This window comes from Rhodoplanes roseus, assembly GCF_003258865.1.
In the GTDB taxonomy this organism is placed as follows: domain Bacteria; phylum Pseudomonadota; class Alphaproteobacteria; order Rhizobiales; family Xanthobacteraceae; genus Rhodoplanes; species Rhodoplanes roseus.
In genome coordinates, this window is record NZ_NPEX01000112.1 from 1 (window position 1) to 18,476 (window position 18,476).

Below are 18,476 nucleotides of genomic sequence, written 5' to 3' on the forward strand. Positions count from 1 at the left end.
CTCGCGCGCTCTCGTCCAGTCCGACACCCAGCGCATCGTCGAGATCTATCAGCGCTCCGGCCGCTACGACGTGCGGGCACCGTGCCGTCCGGCAATCCGCACGGCCGCGCCAGCGAGCCGCAAATCGCCGAGCCCCAAATCGCCGAGCCCCAAATCGCCGAGCCGCGGGTCGCCGAGCCCGCGCCTCTCGCCGGCGCGCCGGAGGCGCGGCCATGAGCGCGCGCGATCTCGTCCTCGGCTCGATCCGCCGTGCGCTGTCCGTCACGGGCGAGGAGGCGTCGCGCAAAAAGATCGTGGCGGATCGCATCGCCGGTCATCCGCGCGGCGTCATCCCGGCGCGGGGGCAACTCCCTGCGGCCGAGCGCATCGCGCTGTTCCTGGCTCGGGTGGAGATCGCCGCCGGCACCACGGCGCGGGTCGCGCAGGACGAGGACGTGCCGGCCGCGATCGCCGCCTATGTGCGCGACAGCGGCCTGCCGCTCGCCGCGCGGCGCGGCGCCGATGCGCGGCTCGCCGCGTTGCCGTGGGAACGCGTGCCGGACCTCGCCGTCTCGGTCGGCGCCTCGGTGGGGGACGATCCGGTCGGTGTGTCGCATGCGTACGGGGCCGTCGCCGAGACCGGGACGCTGGTGCTGCTCTCCGGCCCCGACAACCCGACCACGCTCAACTTCCTGCCCGACCATCATCTCGTCGTGGTCGACGCTGCGTCCGTGGCGGGCGACCTGGAGACCGTGCTGGCCGGCTTGCGCGAGGCGCGCGGGGCGGGCGGGCTGCCGCGCGCCGTGCACCTGGTCACCGGCCCGTCGCGCACCGCCGACATCGAGCAGACGCTGATTCTCGGCGCGCACGGGCCGCGGCGCCTGCACGTGATCGTGGTGGGCGAGGCGGCCTGAGCGGCCCGGCAACACCGCACCATGAAACCATGCGGCGGCGCGGGCGTTGTCGTTCGGACACCTTCACCCGCGCGTCGTTCGCGGGCGATGTTTCACGCACCCAGGAGCCCCCGATGTCCACCGCCGAGAAGAAGCACGCCGTCGATCCCGAGCGTCGCGACAAGCCGCCGACCGGCAAGTCCAAGGAAGCCATGGACAAGAAGCTCGACGAGGCGCTGGAGGAGAGCTTTCCGGGCTCCGATCCGGTCTCGATCAGCCAGCCCGCGCCGAGCCCGCAGGACAAGGACGCGGACTGAGACGTCCGATGCCTTTTTGAAGCGTCTGTCCGCCCTTACCCCGCGGAGCGCCGAAGGCGCGTCGCGAAGGTTGAGGGCGGGCCCCCGCGGCCACATGGTTCGAGGCTCGCTTCGCTCGCACCTCACCATGAGGTCGGATGTGGGCCGTGTCGCCCGCGGTTGCCGGGTTGCCCGCCGATGAGCGGTTGCCCGGCGATCGGAAAGCCCGCGCTGCCGAGCCGCGGTCATCCCTGGACACCGCAGCCGTCGAAGCGAGTGCGGCAGCCGTGACACCCTCGGCTGCATTCACGATAAGACAATTTTCTTAAAGCGCCGGCGCGGCCGAGGCCCTAAGATGGCGCCGAACCGGCTGCGCGCATTCCGTGTGGCTGAACGATTCGACGACTGCCGAGGGAACGCATGTCTCGGAAATATTTCGGCACCGACGGAATTCGCGGACGCGCCAACGGCGTCATCACGGCGGATCTGGCGTTGCGGGTGGGGCAGGCCACCGGCCTAGTGTTCCGGCGCGGCGAGCACCGCCATCGCGTCGTCATCGGCAAGGACACGCGCCTGTCCGGCTACATGATCGAGACCGCCATGGTGGCGGGCTTCACCTCGGTCGGCTTCGACGTGCTGCTGCTCGGCCCGATGCCGACGCCGGCCGTCGCCATGCTGACGCGCTCGATGCGCGCCGACCTCGGCGTGATGATCTCGGCCTCGCACAACCCGTTCGACGACAACGGCATCAAGCTGTTCGGCCCGGACGGCTACAAGCTGTCGGACGACGACGAGCTCGGCATCGAGCAGATGATCGACGCCGACCTCTCCAAGAAGCTCGCCAAGTCGGCCGCGCTCGGCCGCGCCAAGCGCATCGAGGGCGTGCACGACCGCTACATCGAGTTCGCCAAGCGCACGCTGCCGCGCCAGCTCTCGCTGGAGGGCCTGCGCGTCGTCGTCGACTGCGCCAACGGCGCCGCCTACCGGGTGGTGCCGGAGGCGCTGTGGGAGCTCGGCGCCGAGGTGATCTCGTTCGGCGTCGACCCCGACGGCCTCAACATCAACCACGAATGCGGCTCCACCTCCCCACAAGCATTGCGTGCAAAAGTGCGCGAGATGCGGGCCGATGTCGGCATCGCGCTCGACGGCGACGCGGATCGCGTCGTGATGGTCGACGAGCAGGGCCATCTGATCGACGGCGACCAGCTCCTCGCCGTGATCGCCGAGAGCTGGCTGGAGGACGGCCGGCTGTCGAAGCCCGGCATCGTCGCCACCGTGATGACCAATCTCGGCCTCGAGCGCCATCTCGCCGGGCTCGGCCTGTCGCTGGTGCGCACCGCGGTGGGCGACCGCTACGTGCTCGAGCAGATGCGCGAGCAGGGCTACAATGTCGGCGGCGAGCCGTCCGGCCACATCATCCTGTCCGATTACGCGACCACGGGCGACGGCTTCGTCGCGGCGCTGCAGGTGCTGGCCGTGCTCAAGAAGCTCGATCAGCCGATGTCGAAGGTGTGCCGGCGCTTCGAGCCGCTGCCGCAGGTGACCAAGAACGTCCGTTACAAGAACGGCACCGGCAAGCCGACCCAGCACGCCAAGGTCCTGAGCGTGATCGCAGAGGCCGAGCAGCGCCTCAACGGTCACGGCCGCCTGATCGTGCGTCCCTCCGGCACCGAGCCGGTGATCCGCGTGACGGGCGAGGGCGACGATCCGGACCTGATCGAAGAGGTGGTCGACGACATCGCCGCCGCGATCACCGAGGTCTCGACGGCGGGCTGATCACGTCGCCTGCGCGCGCCGTGTCACGCGACGACACTGAAGGCCCAGCCTCTCGATCCGTCGCCGTCTGCGCAGGCGAGAGCTTTGCATCGTCTCTCCGTCGTCCCGCGGCGGCGTCAGCGCCGAGCCCGGGACCCATACGCCCTGTCTATCGTGAGCCACTGATGCCGGGGGTATGGATTCCGGGCTCGCGGACCTGCGGTCCGCGCCCCGGAATGACCGATTATGCAAGCCCTTGCCTTCGCGGAGCAGGACGGAGGAGAGGCTTCGAGTCCCGAGCCCGCGCACGACGCGTCATATGCGGCTCGCGCGATGCGTGGCGCGCACCGGTCGGGCGCCGCAGACGCCGCCGCCTCTCGGCAGGGGCCGCTCCGGCCCTCCCGGCCTCTCCCGCCACAGGTGTTAACCCGACGCGAATCGTGGAACCTGTCGGAACCCTTAATGGCAATTAATTATTAGGGTTAAGTTTTAGGGTTAAGTCGGCTTTAACTCTTGGTTGCCAATATCGTCCGGCCAGTGAGTAACAAGTCGGGTCGCGTCCTCGCGCCCTGCCACACGGAAGGACGTAGTCATGGCAAGCGTGAAAATGTTAGCAGTCGCGGGGTCGGCCGTGCTCCTCTCCCTGACTGCAGCCGGTGCCGCCGATCTCTCCCTCGCCCCGCCGCCCCCCATGCCGGTGGTCCAGGACTTCTCGGGCTGGTACCTGCGCGGCGACATCGGCTTCAGCAATCAGCGCGTGAAGGACATCTACAATGTCCTCGAGTCGACGCCCGGCACCTCGGTGACGACCCCGCACGCGTCGTTCGACGGCGCGCCGTTCTTCGGCCTCGGCATCGGCTACCAGTACAACAATTGGCTCCGCTTCGACGTGACCGGCGAGTATCGCTCGGGCGCGACGTTCCACGGCCTGCAGGTCGTCTCGTACAACGGCGCCGTGGTCGGAACCGACGAGTATTCGGCGACCAAGTCCGAGTGGACCGCGCTGGCCAACGTCTACGTGGATCTCGGCACCTGGTGGTGCGTGACCCCGTTCGTCGGCGCCGGCATCGGCGCGTCGTACAACCGCATCAGCAACTTCGTCGACGTGAACACGATCACGCAGGGCGTCGCCTATGCGGCCGATACGGGCAAATGGAACTTCGCCTGGGCCCTGCACGCCGGCCTCGCCTACAAGGTCACGCCGGGCTTCACGGTCGAGCTCGCCTATCGCTACCTCAATCTCGGCGATGCGGTGTCGGGCGACCTCGTCACCTATACGGGTGTCAACAACGTCGTGAACCCGGAGAACTTCAACAACATCACGTCGCACGACATCAAGCTCGGCGTCCGCTGGATGCTGCAGTCGCCCGAGCCCGTGTATCAGCCGCCGCTGATCCGCAAGGGCTGAGTCGCGACGGGAGCCTCTTCGGCCGGGCCGAGTCAGGTCTCGCGTAACGGTACCCGGTCGAGACAAGACGGCGCGGAGCCCCCCTCCGCGCCGTTTTAATCTTTTGTGAAGGGGTATGTCGCGGGGAGCCGAAAAGCTCCCCTTTTTCGTGTGCTGCGCCATGGTCACGCCATGTGGGTAACCCGGCATTAAGGTTAATGCCCGATGATCGGCATCGGTCGCGAGGCGTGCGGCCGCAGTCAGAGGATCAGTCCCATGCGTATCGCCGGCCTGTGCGGCCTCTTCCTCGTCGCTTTCGGCACCGCCGCGTCCGCCGCCGACATGCCGGTGCTGCGCGGCTCCCAGGGCATGACGTTCGGCGAGCCGGTCTATTTCCGCTGGCAGGGCACCTATGTGGGCGGGCATGCGAGCTATTCGTCCGGCACCTCCGACTTCTCGGAAGGCACCGGCGACCTGATCGCCTACATGCTCAACGGCACGACCATCGAGAGCGAGGCGCGTGTCTCGAAATGGACCACGCTGCCGCGCGCCGGGCTCTCCAGCGCCGGCTGGGGCGGCTTCGTCGGCTACAATGCGCAGTGGGACGACGCCGTGCTCGGCATCGAGCTCAACTACACGCGCTTCAACCTCTACAACAGCGCCAGCGACGCGGTCGGACGCTCGTTCCAGACCTCGGACGATTATTTCTACAACATCGGGGTGGCGAGCACCGCGTCCGTGAAGATGACGGATCTCGCCTCGCTGCGGCTGCGCGGCGGCTGGGCGGCCTCGTGGTTCATGCCCTATGGCTTCGTCGGCGTCGCCGTCGGGCGCGCCGACGTGACGCGATCCGCGACGGTCGAGCTGACCGCGACCGACGTCTCCGGAAGCTCGCCGACCCGGCCCAACCTGGCCTACGGGCCGGTCACCAAGACCGACGACCGCTCCGGCGCCTACGGGTTCGGGTTCTCGGCCGGCCTCGGCATCGACGTCGCCCTGATGGCCAACCTCTTCTTCCGCGCCGAGTACGAGTATGTGCGGTTCGGCGACTTCAACAACCTGACCATCAACGTGAGCACGGCGCGGGGCGGTCTCGGCCTGAAGTTCTGATCCGTCGCCGGCCGCTCCTCCGCCTCCATCCGCCCCGTCCGCCCTTTCGTCCGGCACCTCGGCACCTCTTTTTCGCGAGAAAGAGGCGACCGAGGGTTGACTCGCGCGTCGGTCTCTCATATTGCCGGCGGCGGGACACCCCTCCCCACCGAGGGGCGCCTATCTGAAAGGGTAGACACCATGACGACTGCTCCTGCCGCGCGTCCGCGCGTGCCCAATTTCTCGTCCGGCCCCTGCGCCAAACGGCCCGGCTGGTCCCTCCAAAATCTGGCAGACGCACCGCTCGGCCGCTCGCACCGTGCCAAGATCGGCAAGGCGAAGCTCGAGCGTGCCATCGAGCTCACCCGCACCGTGCTGAAGGTGCCGGCGGAGTATCGCATCGGCATCGTGCCGGCCTCCGACACCGGCGCCGTCGAGATGGCGCTGTGGTCGCTGCTCGGCGCCCGCCCGGTCACCATGCTGGCCTGGGAATCGTTCGGCGAGGGCTGGGTCACCGACGTGATCAAGCAGCTCAAGCTGAAGGACACGACGGTGACGACTGCCGGCTACGGCGACATCCCGGATCTTTCGAAGGTCGACTGGTCGAACGACGTCGTCTTCACCTGGAACGGCACCACCTCGGGCGTCCGCGTCCCGAACGGCGACTGGATCGCGGCCGACCGCGAGGGTCTCGCGATCTGCGACGCCACCTCCGCCGCCTTCGCGCAAAAGCTCGACTGGCCGAAGCTCGATGTCGTCACGTTCTCCTGGCAAAAAGTGCTGGGCGGCGAGGCGGCGCACGGCATGCTGATTCTCTCGCCGCGCGCGGTCGAGCGGCTGGTCACCTACAAGCCGGCGTGGCCGCTCCCGAAGATCTTCCGCATGACCTCGGGCGGCAAGCTCAACGAGGGCATCTTCAAGGGCGAGACCATCAACACGCCGTCGATGCTGTGCGTCGAGGACTATCTCGATGCGCTCGACTGGGCCGTGTCGATCGGCGGCCTCGACGCCCTGATGGCGCGTGCGAACGCCAATGCCGGCGCCATTGCCGACTGGGTGGCCAAGACCCCGTGGGTCGATTTCCTCGCCACCGATCCGGCGATCCGCTCCAACACCTCGGTGTGCCTGAAGGTGGTGGACCCGGAGATCGCGGCGCTGCCGGCCGATGCTCAGGCGGCCTTCGCGAAGTCGCTCGCCTCGACCATCGAGAAGGAAGGGGTCGGTTACGACCTCGGCGCCTATCGCGACGCTCCGCCCGGCCTGCGAATCTGGTGCGGCGCCACGGTGGAGCGCGACGACGTCGTCGCCCTGACCGCCTGGCTCGACTGGGCCTTCGCCAAGACCAAGGCGGCACTGCCCAAGGCGGCGTGACTCCTCCGCTTCGCCTGACGTCGGCGTCAGCAGCGAGCTCCGGATGATCGACACGAGAGCGAAGTGGTCGGGGCTTACCCCCCTCCCTGCCCCTCCCCCACAAGGGGGGAGGGAACGCAGGAGCCGCTGCGCTGGCTTGCTCGGATCGGACAGGGCTCGGCGGCGATGTCCTCGCGTCGCGCTGCAGCCTGCTCCCTCCCCCCTTGTGGGGGAGGGTCGGGGAGGGGGGTGGCCCCAGGCTCGAACGTCTCGGCCGTTCTCGCTCTCGCACTCAGCTCAAATTGCGTCATTTCCTCACCAGGAGGGGTGACGCCTCGAAACCCTTCACGATCGGATTCACACCATGGCTCCTCGCGTTCTCATTTCCGACGCGCTGTCTCCCGCCGCCGTGCAGATCTTCAAGGATCGCGGCATCGAGGTCGACTTCCAGCCGGCTCTCGGCAAGGACAAGGACAAGCTCGCCGCCATCATCGGCGACTACGACGGCCTCGCCATCCGCTCGGCCACCAAGGTGACGCCGAAGATCATCGAGCAGGCCAAGAACCTGAAGGTGATCGGCCGCGCCGGCATCGGCGTCGACAATGTCGACATCCCGGCCGCCACCGCCAAGGGCATCATCGTGATGAACACGCCCTTCGGCAACTCGATCACCACGGCCGAGCACGCCATCACCCTGATGCTCGCGCTCGCGCGCGAAATTCCGCAGGCCGATGCCTCGACCCAGGCCGGCAAGTGGGAGAAGAACCGCTTCATGGGCGTCGAGATCACCGGCAAGACGCTCGGTGTGATCGGCTGCGGCAATATCGGCTCGATCGTCGCCGACCGCGCTCACGGCCTGAAGATGAAGGTGATCGCCTTCGATCCGTTCCTGTCGCCGGAGCGCGCCATCGCGCTGGGCGTCGAGAAGGTCGAGCTGCCCGAGCTGTTCCGCCGCGCCGATTTCATCACGTTGCACACGCCGCTCACCGAGAAGACGAAGAACATCGTCAGCGCCGAGGCGCTCGCCACCACCAAGAAGGGCGTGCGCATCGTCAACTGCGCCCGCGGCGGCCTGGTCGACGAGGCGGCGCTTCGGGCGGCGCTCGATTCGGGGCAGGTGGCCGGCGCCGCCTTCGACGTGTTCACCGAGGAGCCGGCGACCAGCAATGTGCTGTTCGGCCATCCCAACGTGATCTGCACGCCGCATCTCGGCGCCTCCACCAGCGAGGCGCAGGAGAACGTCGCCCTGCAGGTCGCCGAGCAGATGTCCGACTATCTCTTGCAGGGCGCCATCTCCAATGCGGTGAACTTCCCCTCGATCACGGCAGAAGAAGCCCCGCGCCTCAAGCCGATGGTCGAGCTGGCGGAAAAGCTCGGCTCGTTCGCCGGCCAGCTCACCGAGACGGGTCTCACCAAGGTGCAGATCGTCTACGAGGGCGAGGTCGCCAAGATGAACACCAAGGCGCTGACCTCCGCCGCGATCGCCGGGCTGCTGCGCCCCATGCTGCAGGACGTGAACTTCGTCTCGGCGCCCGTGATGGCCAAGGAGCGCGGCATCGTGGTCGAGGAGGTGACGCGCGAGCACGAGGGCGACTTCGAGAGCCTGATCACGGTCGCGGTCGAGACCGAGCGGCGCACCCGCTCGGTCAGCGGCACGGTGTTCGCCGACGGGCGGCCGCGCATCGTCAACATCAAGGGCATCCGCATGGACGCCGAGTTCGGCAAGTCGATGCTCTACGTCACCAACGACGACGCGCCGGGCTTCATCGGCCGCTTCGCCTCGCTGCTGGGCGAGGCCGGCATCAACATCGCCACCTTCGCGCTCGGCCGTGACGCGCCCGGCGGCAACGCCATCGCGTTGGTCGAGATCGACGGCGAGGTGCCCGGGGCCGTGCTCGACAAGGTCGGCGCCCTGCCCAATGTCCAGCAGGCCCGCGCGCTGCGGTTCTGAGGTCGTCGCATCGCCCGCGACGATGACGGCGGCGGGCCCGGGCGGGCCCGCCGTTTTTTTTGGGCAGGCGATCGGCTGGCGGCGCGGTCGCGCCGCCGTGAATGCACCGGAGCGGCGCCTTCCATAATACCGGTTGCGGGGTGGGGCGCCGCATCGCACACTCGACACGATCGCTTCGGCGCGGGGGCGTCCATGCCTCGCAGTCGATCGAGGGTGCCGGCGCGCGCCGTGGGGAGAGCAGGGCATGTCGATGGTTCTGGCGGCGCTCGCGAAGGGCGCCTTCTCGTTCGTGCTGATGGCTGTGCTCGCCGCCGTTTGCGCCGGCGTCATCCGGTTGATCGTCCTGGTGCTGGCCCGCGGCCGGACGCGCACCCCGGTCGTCGCGCCGGAAATGACCATGACGGCGAAGCCGATTCGTGACGATTCCGCCGTCATCGCCGCCGTGATCGCGGCCGCCGCCCACATGACCGGCGCGCCCCAGCGCATCGTCTTCCTGGCCGAGCAGAAGCGCTCCGCCCATTGGATCACCGAGGTGCGGTCGCGTCACCACGGCGGCCACAGTCCGCATCGCTGAGCGGTTCCGTCAATCTCACCCGACAGAGTGCATCGGCATGCCCGACATCGCCATTCTCGACCTGTTCCAGGGCGTCGCCACGCTCGTGCAGGCGGATCCCCTCATCCTGATCGGCCGCGTCGCCCTGATGGGGCTCGGGGTACTGCTGATCTATCTCGGGCAGAGGGGCGTGCTCGAAGCCCTGCTGATGATCCCGATGGGGCTCGGGATGGCGACCGTGAACGCCGCGGTGCTGTTCCTGCCGGGCGGTAAGACCGGGACGCTGTTCCTCGATCCCCTCGCGTCCGGCACCGACGAGGTGATGGCGCAGCTGCAGATCGACTGGCTGCAGCCGATCTACACCTTCGCGTTCTCCAACGGTCTCATCGCCTGTCTGGTGTTTCTCGGCATCGGCACGCTGCTCGACGTCGGCTACGTGATGCAGCGGCCGTTCCGCTCGATGTTCCTGGCCGTGTGCGGCGAGCTCGGGACGCTAATCGCGTTCCCGCTCGGGGTGCTGATGGGTTTGACCGACAAGCAGGCGGCCGCGACGGCCACCATCGGCGGCGCCGACGGACCCATGGTGCTGTTCACGTCGCTGATCCTGGCCCCCGAGATCTTCGTGCCGATCACGGTCGTGGGCTATCTGTATCTCGGCCTCACCTATGGCGGCTATCCGTATCTCGTGAGATTGATGGTGCCGAAGCGGCTGCGCGCCATCGCGATGCCGCCCGACACCAGGCGGGCGATCACGGCGAGCGAAAAGATGGTGTTCGCCGTGGTCGCCTGCCTGTTGCTGTCGCTCCTGTTCCCGGTGGCCGCGCCGTTGTTCCTGTCGCTGTTCCTCGGGGTCATCGTGCGCGAAAGCGGGCTGAGCTATTTCTACGACCTGTTCTCGAACCAGATCCTCTACGGCGCGACCTTCTTTCTCGGCCTGGTGCTGGGCGTGCTGTGCGAGGCCGGCACCATCCTGCATCCGAAGGTGCTGATCCTGCTGGTGCTCGGCATCGTCGCCCTCACCTTCTCGGCGATCGGCGGCCTGTTCGGCGGATACGTGCTCTACTGGCTCTCGGGCGGCAAGTACAATCCGGTGATCGGCATCGCCGCCGTGTCCTGCGTGCCGACCACGGCCAAGGTGGCGCAGAAGCTGGTCACCGAGGCCAACAAGAACGCCATCGTGCTGCCGCACGCGCTGGGTGCCAACATTTCGGGTGTGATCACCAGCGCGATCTTCGCCGCCGTCCTGGTGAGCGTCTTGAAGGCCGGCTGAGACGGTCGCCACGCGGTGCTGGCGCCGGCCGTGATCACTCCGGCGGGCATGGTCGACGACGTGCCCGCGGTGTCGCAGAAGGTCGGCGAGGGCCGGAACGCCCGCCAGTCCCGCGCTACGGCGCCGGCTGGTCGGCCGGATGCAGCCGGGCGATCACCTCGTCGGTCGTCATCACGTCGCCGAAGAACAGCAGGAAGTTGTCCAGTGCCGCCGCGTGCTCCTGGTCCGTCCAGGTCGCATTGGCGTCCGACACCATGATCACGCGGTAATCGAGAGTCACGGCATGGCGCGCCGTCGTCTCGCTGCAGACATTCGTCGCGGCGCCGACGATCAGCAGCATGTCGATGCCCTCGCGCCGGAACGTCGCGTCGATCTCGGCCGGGCTCGGCACGAAGGCGCTGTAAGTGACCTTCCTGAACCGCAGGTCGTCGGGCGCGACGTCGAGCCCGCGATGAATCTCGAATCCCGGCGACGTCTCGTCGAGGCTCGCCTGCCGGCGCCGGAAACGCTCCTCGTTCATCGAATCCGCGAAGTGGTTCTTCCAGTGCTCGAGAGACCCCGTCGAGGTGGTCTGGATCCAGGCGACGCGGCCGCCCGCCTGACGGACCGCGGCGGCGAGCCGGTTGATGGTCGGGATGATCTCCCGCGCCTGGGCGACCGAGCCCGGATAGCTCTCCGCCACGAAGTAGTTCTGCATGTCGACGACGACCAGCGCGGTGCGGCCGGCGTCGATCCTATCGTGGCTGACGAGCGCGTCTCTGCGAGCCAGGCGGCGCTCCACCATCGAGCGTGACGGCGTGTAGGGGTGCATGGGGCTTCTCGTGCGGTGAGGGAAAGTGATGTCGGTGGACGTGTCTAGCGCGACAGGTTCGGCTGCAGGTCCACGTCGGCCTTGTTCACCCGCTTCAGCGTGGTGTCGGACAGAAGCACGATGTCCTGCATGGTGTCGAAGCCGGCGGTCGAGACGCTGCCGTCCGGGGTGAGGCGCTGCTTCGCCGCCTGGGCGACCTCCTCGGCGCGTTCCGTGCTGTAGCTCGGATACAGCGTCTTGACGCTCTGAACCGCGATCGCCGGGTTCTCCTGGATCAGGCGCGCGGCCTTTCCGACCGCCCGCACCAGGCCGCGCGCGACCTCGGGATGGGCCGTGACCCAGCGCTCGCGGCCGATCACGAGAAGCGAGGGGTAGGGCGAAGGCCGCCAGTCGAGGACGATCTTGAACTGGCCGTTCCGCGTGAACTCCAGGATCTCGGTGGAGGCCACCGTGCCGGCATCCACCTGATCCGAGGTCAGCGCGGCCTTCATCGAGGCGCCGATGCCGGCCTTGATGATCTCGACGTCGCGCTCCGCGTTCAATCCGGCCGAGGTGAGCGCCCAGCGGATCGTGTTGTCGGTCAGGCTGCCCGGCGCCGTGATGCCGATGCGCTTTCCCTTCAGCGAGGCGAGATCCGTGTAGGGGCGATCCGCCTTGGCGAGCAGCGCATAGGCGTGCCGCTCGTCGAGTCCGACGATGATGCGGGGATCGAAGCCGCGGCTGGCGAGGCGCAGGATATGGTCGGCGGCGCAGACGCAGAAGTCGATGCTGCCGCCCACGAACGCCTGAACGGCCGGGCCGCCGCCCTGGAAGTTGACGTACTCGGCCTGGATGCCTTCGGCCTTCAGGAAGCCCTGGTCGATCGCGACCTGCAGCGGCAGCAGGCCCTCGTTCACGTTCGCGGTGCCGAATTTCAGGACCGTCTGCGACAGGGCCGGCCGTGGTGCGGCCGCCAGGGTGGTCGCCACCAGGGCGAGCGTCATCCACAGGCGGGCGGTCTTGGGCAGGTGGAGCGGCATCTGTCTCATCAGTCGGGTCCTCGTCGACGAACGTGCAACAGGGGCGCGCCACCCGGACCGTGTGTCCGGCCGGTGGTCCGATCCGCGACGACGTCACGAGCCGGTGTGGGGAAGCCCCGATGCGGCGGGCCGGGATCGCCCCGGCGGAGCCGTGCCCCCATCGAATACATGCGGGTCCCACGGGTCAACGGACGAGCCCGAATTCGAAAGATCCGTTCGTCGGGAGGCCGGCGGAGAGATGATCCGTTCTCGGTATAGAAAGTATGCGGAGACGAATTTGCCGACAGTGGTGTCGCGGGACGGGCGGACGCGCCGACGCCCGAGTGCCGCCGTTGCTCACCCCGTGCCGCGTCCGGTCGATCGTCCTCAGGGCCGGTCTGCCCGGGCGCGGAGCCGGAGGGCGGGCCGGCCCGGTGCGCATGGTGTCTCGCTGTCCGTAACATGGAACATCGATGCCCCTCCGAAAGTCGGGGTATCCCGGGTCGCCTGCATGACAAAACGCAAAGCCTTCGCGGCCGCGATCTGGTCGGATCGCAACCATTGCTTGTCGACGTGCTCACTGCCGAGTGTCACTGCCGGCCGCGAGGCCGGGCGCAGGCCCGCCGGATGCGGATCTGCCGAACTGCCGAAATGAACCCCGAGGGGTGCGATCCGCCGGCGTGATCTCGGTCGGCCGCCGCTTTGCTCCCCGACGCGACGACGATGTGCAGCAGCGATGCGCCGTCTCACGACGGTGCGGCGGTGCACGACCACATTCGCCGGGAAGCGATCGCGGTCGCAGCGGGCGTCTGCATGCCCGGGCGACGGCACGGTGAGCGACGATCGACGGCAGCAGAGGGGAAACGTCATGAATGAAGCAGTCTATGCGCGGATTCGCGCAAATCCCAAGTTCGTGTCGCTGGTGGAGCGGCGGGGACGTCTCGCCTGGACGCTGGCCGCGATCGTCTTCGTGCTGTTCTACGCACTGGTGCTGACCATCGCGTTCGCGCCCGGCGTCATCGGCAGCCGCGTCGCGCCGGGCTCGACGCTCTCGGTCGGCATCGCGGCCGGCCTGTTCCAGTTCGTCTTCTTCTGGATCCTGACGGCGCTCTACGTGCGCAAGGCCAACACCGACTACGACGCGCTCACCGCCGAGGTGGTGGACGACGCCGTGGCGGCCGACGTCGCGGCGACCCGCGAGGCCGCGACGACCGCCGCTCCCGCCGCAGCCGCTGCCGTCACGCCGCCGCGCCTGCGCGAAGCCTCCGGAGGAGCCCGCCGATGACCCGCATTCCTCGTCTCGCGGCGACCGCGCTTTTCGGCACGCTCGCGCTCGCCGGCGCCGACGCGGCGCTCGCCGCCGGTCCGGCGCTCGGCGACGCCGCCAAATCGTCGATCAACATCCACGCCATCTCGATGTTCGTCGCCTTCGTGCTGCTGACGCTCGGCATCACCTACTGGGCGGCGAAGCGCACCCGCTCGGCGGCGCATTTCTACACGGCGGGCGGCGGCATCACGGGGCTGCAGAACGGCCTCGCCATCGCCGGCGACTACATGTCGGCCGCGACGCTGCTCGGCCTCACGGCCATGGTCTACACGACCGGCTACGACGGCTACATCTACATGATCGCCTTCTTCGTCGGCTGGCCCATCATCCTGTTCCTGATGGCCGAGCGGCTGCGCAATCTCGGCCGCTACACCTTCGCCGACATCACCTCCTATCGGCTCGACCAGGGCCGGGTGCGCACCATGGCGGCGGTGTCGTCGCTCACCGTCGTGTGCTTCTATCTGGTCGCCCAGATGGTCGGCGCCGGCCAGCTGATCAAGCTGCTGTTCGGGCTCGACTACGTGATCGCCTTGTTCATCGTCGGCGGTCTGATGATGATCTACGTCACCTTCGGCGGCATGATCGCCACCACCTGGGTGCAGATCATCAAGGCCGGCATGCTGCTGTGCGGCGGCACCTTCGCCATGCTGCTGGCGATGAGCCATTTCGGCTTCAGCTACGCCACCGTGGTGACCGAGGCGACGGCCGTGCACAAGCTCGGCTTCAAGCTGTTCCAGCCCGGCGCGCTGCTGGCCGATCCGGTCAACGCCGTCTCGCTCGGCGTCGGGCTGATGTTCGGCACCGCCGGCCTGCCGCACATTCTCATGCGGTTCTTCACCGTGTCGGATGCGAAAGCGGCGCGGAAATCGGTGCTCTACGCCTCGGCCTTCGTCGGCTACTTCTTCAACGTGATCTTCCTGATGGGCCTGTGCGCCATCGTCATCGTCGGCACCAATCCCGAGTTCTTCGAGAACGGGCAGGTCGGCGGCCGCATCATCGGCGGCGGCAACATGGTGGTGATGCATCTCGCGAAAGCCGTCGGCGGCGATCTGCTGCTCGGCTTCCTGGCGGCGGTCGCCTTCGCCACGATCCTCGCCGTGGTGTCGGGGCTGGCGCTCGCCGGCGCCTCGGCGATCAGCCACGACCTCTACTCGCGGGTCATCATGAAGGGCAAGGCCACCGAGCAGACGGAGCTTCGCGTCTCCAAGATCGCCTCGATCGGCCTCGGCCTCGTCGCGATCACGCTCGGCATCCTGTTCGAGCGCATGAACGTCGCCTTCATGGTGGGGCTGGCCTTCGGCATCGCGGCCTCGGCCAACTTCCCGGTGCTGATCCTGTCGATGTACTGGCGCGGCCTCACCACGCGGGGCGCCGTCGCGGGCGGCTATTCCGGCCTCGTCTGCGCCGTCGTGCTGGTGGTGCTGTCCAAGCTGGTGTGGGTCCAGGTGCTCGGCTTCGCCACGCCGATCTTCCCCTACGACCAGCCGGCGCTGTTCTCGATGCCGCTCGCCTTCCTGGTGACGATCGTGGTCTCCAAGCTCGATCACAGCCGCGCGGCGGCGGCCGAGAAGGCGGCCTTCGAGGACCAGTATGTCCGGGCCCAGACGGGGTTCGGCGCGGCGGGCGCCACGGCGCACTGACCGCGGAGGCGGTTTCGACAGGGGCGCGGCGGTGCCGCGTCCCTGCGAACGGTTTGCCTCGCCGTCCGCCCCGCGATACACAAAGGCCGCCCGGGATTGCGCCCGGGCCTGAAAACTCCGCCGGCCCGCGGGCGCGGCGGAGTTCGTTGTTCGGGTTTTCTCCATGAAGATTCTCAGGCATCGCCTGGCGCTCGCCACCGCCGCGCCGATCGAGATCGTCGACGTCACCGAGCGCGTGCGCGACTGGCTCGCCGGCACCGGCCTGCGCGACGGGCTCCTCACCCTGATGACGCTGCACACCACGGCGCGCCTCAACGTCAACGAGCGCGAGGAGCGGCTGCAGCGCGACATGGTCACGCTGCTCAAGCGCACGATCCCGCGCGACGGCGACTACCTGCACAATCTCGACACGGTCGACGGCCGCGACAACGCCCATTCGCATCTGCTCGGCCTGTTCATGAGCTCCTCGGAGACGATCCCGGTCGCCGATGGCGCGCTGGTGCTGGGCGGCTGGCAGTCGATCTTCTTCGTCGAGCTCGACGGCCCGCGCGAGAGCCGCAGCATCGAGCTGCAGCTTCTGGGAATTTGAGAATGACCCCGGACGACGTCGCCGGCTTCTTCGCCCGCCGGCAGGATCTCGACCCCGAGCTCTATCTGGAGCTCGACTTCACGTTCGAGTGCGCCGGCGATCCGCGCGAGGCGGCGGCGCATCTGTGCAGCGAGCAGTCGACGGCGCAGTGGCGCCGCGTCGGGATCGACGAGGATTTTCGCCCGCGTTTCGCGGCGAAGGTGTTGGACATCGACGCCGCGCCGCGCCGAGAGTTCAGCATCCCTGTGGCGGGTGTCGCGGCCGTGAACGTGCACGCGGTGCGGGTCACGCTCGCCCATCCGCACGGCAATTTCGGCCCGCGGATTCCCAACCTCCTCTCCGCCGTGTGCGGCGAGGGCGTGTTCTTCGTCCCAAAAATTCCGCTGATCCGGCTGGACGACATCCGCTTCCCGGCGTCCTACCGCGCCGCCTTCGACGGCCCGCGGTTCGGCATCGCCGGCTTGCGTGAGAAACTCGGGGCGCACGGCCGGCCGATCTTCTTCGGCGTCATCAAGCCGAACATCGGCCTGCCGCCGGAGCCTTTCGCCGCGCTGGGCTACCAGGCGTTCCTGGGCGGCCTCGACATCGCCAAGGACGACGAGATGCTGGCCGACGCGCCGTGGTGCCCGCTCGCCGCCCGCGCCGCGCTCCTGGGGGAGGCGGCCCGCCGCGCCGCGGCCGAGACCGGTGCGGCCAAGATCTATCTCGCCAACATCACCGACGAGGTCGACCGTCTGATCCCGCTGCACGACGAGGCGGTGGCGCAGGGCGCCGGCGCCGTGCTGGTCAACGCCATGCCGGTCGGCCTCTCGGCGGTGCGGATGCTGCGCCGGCACGCGCGCGTGCCGCTGATCGCGCATTTCCCCTTCATCGCGTCCTTCGCGCGGCTGCCGGCCTACGGCGTCCATTCGCGCGTGCTGACGCGGCTGCAGCGCCTCGCCGGCTTCGACGCCGTGATCATGCCGGGTTTTGGCCCGCGCATGATGACGCCCGAGGCCGAGGTTCTGGACTGCATCCGCGCCTGCCTGGAGCCGATGGGGAGCATCCTGCCGAGCCTGCCGGTGCCGGGCGGCAGCGACTCCGCCGCGACGCTCGAAAGCGTCTTCCGCAAGGTCGGCAGCGTCGATTTCGGCTTCGTGCCGGGCCGCGGCGTGTTCGGGCATCCGGGTGGGCCGGCGGCCGGCGCCCGCAGCCTGCGCCAGGCCTGGGACGCCATCGCGGCCGGCGTGCCGGTGAGCGAGCGCGCCGCCGCGCACCCGGACCTCGCCGCCGCGCTGAAAGCGTTCGGTCCGCACTGATCCGGACCCGGCCCGTATCCCTGTTGTTCCGAAAGCACGCCCGCGTAACTTCAGGAACGCTGAACGGGCGGTTCACGTAATTTGATTCCCACCCTATGACGGATTCGTGTCATCATTCCGTTACTCCATGCGCATCGAACGACATGGAGACCGGGACTGGAAACGGGGGGCGTCGGCACTGCGACAGTGGCCTGCGCTCAGACTGGGATGGAGGGGACCATGCGAACCGACGAGATCCGCATTCACCACCAGGCCGACGCCACCTGCCGCACCTGCGGCAGCACGGTCGAGGCCCCGCGCTTTTTCGACACCCGCGGCCATCACTACTGCGCCCCCGAATGCTGGGAGACGGTGGGCGACCGCGCCGCGAAGGCCCACGCCGCGATGGAGCTGCGCTGACCGCACGGCCGCGCCGCTCGGTGCCGCGCCGGTCGCGGCGGGCGGCTCACGGCCGGAACGGCCAGCGGATCGCCTCCCGGCGACCTGCGCCAACCAGACCGCGACCGGCCGCAGCAGCAGCCGGACCCGGAAATACCACGGCGACTCCGGCAGGCCGGCGATCCTGTCGCCGCGCGCGGCGTTGGCGATGTTCTGCATGTTGGCCGAAGCGATACCTATCGGCGCCTCGCGTGGGACTGATGGGGATCGCCTGCGGCTCCACCCATCGCACGGGCCGTCATCGTGACTCCCGCCATCCGACCACGTCCCACCTCATGGTGAGGTGCGAGCGCAGCGAGCCTCGAACCATGCGGCCCCGGCCAGGGGCGGCAGGCGTGGCGCAGCGAAAAGCCAACCTCTAACGCGCCGTGCGTTCGGAGGGCGGGTCGGTGCGCTGCGCGTGACCCGCAGGGCGGTCGTGGCTCACGCCGCGTCGTCGATCTCGATGCGCACCGACAGCCCCGCCGGGCCGGCGAGATCGACCAGCGCGTTGAGGCTGAACTCGTCCACCTGCCCGCACAAAAGATCGTTCAGCGGCGGCTGCGTCACCCCCAGCCGCCGCGCCGCCTCGGCCTGGCTTTCACCCGAGCCTCGATGCGGGTGCGCAGCGCGATCATCAGCGCCGAGCGGGCCCGCATGACGGCGGCCCCGGCCGCCGTGTCCTCCGGGGCATCCCACACGCTGTCGGAGTTTTGGGGGTCCATCATTATGGCCTCTGAAGGTCGCGCCGCCGATCAGTGTAGGGCGGGTCAGCGCGCCAGCGCGTAACCCGCCGACGAAACGAGCGGCGGATTACGGCGCTTCGCGCCTGATCCGCCCTCCGGGGTGATCCGCTCCACGCGCTACGCTCGC

General features: G+C 68.6%; 18 protein-coding genes. 14 read left to right on the top strand and 4 right to left on the bottom strand.

The window, feature by feature from the left end; all coding sequences use genetic code 11:
- The first annotated feature begins 212 nt into the window (after positions 1-212).
- The 9 genes from CH341_RS16590 to CH341_RS16630 all read left to right on the top strand — a co-directional run bounded on the left by CH341_RS16590 (position 213) and on the right by CH341_RS16630 (position 10,523).
- The gene (locus CH341_RS16590) at positions 213-893 is read left to right on the top strand and encodes a LutC/YkgG family protein (protein ID WP_111420120.1); all 681 of its coding nucleotides are present in this window, start codon (positions 213-215) and stop codon (positions 891-893) included.
- A gap of 113 nt (positions 894-1,006) precedes the next feature.
- Positions 1,007-1,189, top strand: coding sequence for a hypothetical protein (locus tag CH341_RS16595; protein ID WP_111420121.1), 183 nt, complete (start codon positions 1,007-1,009; stop codon positions 1,187-1,189).
- 399 nt (positions 1,190-1,588) lie between these two features.
- On the top strand, positions 1,589-2,944 hold the full coding sequence (gene glmM / locus CH341_RS16600; protein ID WP_111420122.1) for a phosphoglucosamine mutase: 1,356 nt from the start codon (positions 1,589-1,591) through the stop codon (positions 2,942-2,944).
- A gap of 571 nt (positions 2,945-3,515) precedes the next feature.
- Positions 3,516-4,331, top strand: a complete 816-nt coding sequence (locus tag CH341_RS16605) for an outer membrane protein (RefSeq protein ID WP_111420123.1) — start codon at positions 3,516-3,518, stop codon at positions 4,329-4,331.
- A 255-nt stretch (positions 4,332-4,586) separates the two neighbouring features.
- Positions 4,587-5,420 (top strand): outer membrane protein, encoded by an 834-nt coding sequence (locus CH341_RS16610; RefSeq protein ID WP_170149659.1) that lies wholly within the window; start codon positions 4,587-4,589, stop codon positions 5,418-5,420.
- 180 nt (positions 5,421-5,600) lie between these two features.
- Positions 5,601-6,770, top strand: coding sequence for a phosphoserine transaminase (locus CH341_RS16615; RefSeq protein ID WP_111420125.1), 1,170 nt, complete (start codon positions 5,601-5,603; stop codon positions 6,768-6,770).
- 343 nt (positions 6,771-7,113) lie between these two features.
- Positions 7,114-8,700, top strand: a complete 1,587-nt coding sequence (gene serA, locus CH341_RS16620; protein ID WP_111420126.1) for a phosphoglycerate dehydrogenase — start codon at positions 7,114-7,116, stop codon at positions 8,698-8,700.
- Positions 8,701-8,944: 244 nt separating this feature from the next.
- The gene (locus CH341_RS16625; protein ID WP_111420127.1) at positions 8,945-9,274 is read left to right on the top strand and encodes a hypothetical protein; all 330 of its coding nucleotides are present in this window, start codon (positions 8,945-8,947) and stop codon (positions 9,272-9,274) included.
- Between the two features lie 37 nt (positions 9,275-9,311).
- Complete coding sequence (locus CH341_RS16630; RefSeq protein WP_111420128.1) at positions 9,312-10,523, top strand: sodium ion-translocating decarboxylase subunit beta; 1,212 nt, start codon at positions 9,312-9,314, stop codon at positions 10,521-10,523.
- Between the two features lie 115 nt (positions 10,524-10,638).
- On the opposite strand, the gene CH341_RS16635 is transcribed toward CH341_RS16630, so the two are convergent.
- Together CH341_RS16635 and CH341_RS16640 are read right to left on the bottom strand one after the other, a co-directional pair.
- On the bottom strand, positions 10,639-11,334 hold the full coding sequence (locus CH341_RS16635) for a cysteine hydrolase family protein (RefSeq protein WP_111420129.1): 696 nt from the start codon (positions 11,332-11,334) through the stop codon (positions 10,639-10,641).
- Positions 11,335-11,378: 44 nt separating this feature from the next.
- Positions 11,379-12,362, bottom strand: a complete 984-nt coding sequence (locus CH341_RS16640) for an ABC transporter substrate-binding protein (RefSeq protein ID WP_111420130.1) — start codon at positions 12,360-12,362, stop codon at positions 11,379-11,381.
- Between the two features lie 838 nt (positions 12,363-13,200).
- On the opposite strand from CH341_RS16640, the gene CH341_RS16645 reads away from it, so the two are divergent.
- From CH341_RS16645 to CH341_RS16665, 5 genes are all read left to right on the top strand, one after another.
- Entirely contained in the window at positions 13,201-13,617 is a 417-nt protein-coding gene (locus tag CH341_RS16645) for a DUF485 domain-containing protein (protein WP_111420131.1), read from the top strand.
- Positions 13,614-15,299, top strand: a complete 1,686-nt coding sequence (locus tag CH341_RS16650) for a cation acetate symporter (RefSeq protein WP_111420132.1) — start codon at positions 13,614-13,616, stop codon at positions 15,297-15,299. The genes CH341_RS16645 and CH341_RS16650 overlap by 4 nt, the downstream gene beginning before the upstream one ends.
- A 163-nt stretch (positions 15,300-15,462) precedes the next feature.
- Positions 15,463-15,888, top strand: a complete 426-nt coding sequence (locus CH341_RS16655; RefSeq protein ID WP_111420133.1) for a secondary thiamine-phosphate synthase enzyme YjbQ — start codon at positions 15,463-15,465, stop codon at positions 15,886-15,888.
- Positions 15,889-15,890: 2 nt separating this feature from the next.
- Positions 15,891-17,186 carry a RuBisCO large subunit C-terminal-like domain-containing protein gene (locus CH341_RS16660; protein ID WP_111420134.1) on the top strand — a complete coding sequence of 432 codons (1,296 nt, stop codon included), beginning with the start codon at positions 15,891-15,893 and terminating at the stop codon, positions 17,184-17,186.
- 219 nt (positions 17,187-17,405) lie between these two features.
- A complete protein-coding gene (locus tag CH341_RS16665) occupies positions 17,406-17,585 on the top strand; it encodes a hypothetical protein (protein ID WP_111420135.1) in 180 nt (59 codons plus the stop codon).
- Between the two features lie 462 nt (positions 17,586-18,047).
- On the opposite strand, the gene CH341_RS36435 is transcribed toward CH341_RS16665, so the two are convergent.
- Positions 18,048-18,173, bottom strand: a complete 126-nt coding sequence (locus CH341_RS36435; protein WP_425376189.1) for an XRE family transcriptional regulator — start codon at positions 18,171-18,173, stop codon at positions 18,048-18,050.
- Entirely contained in the window at positions 18,170-18,331 is a 162-nt protein-coding gene (locus tag CH341_RS36440; RefSeq protein ID WP_425376190.1) for a hypothetical protein, read from the bottom strand. The genes CH341_RS36435 and CH341_RS36440 overlap by 4 nt, the downstream gene beginning before the upstream one ends.
- Between the last annotated feature and the right edge of the window lie 145 nt (positions 18,332-18,476).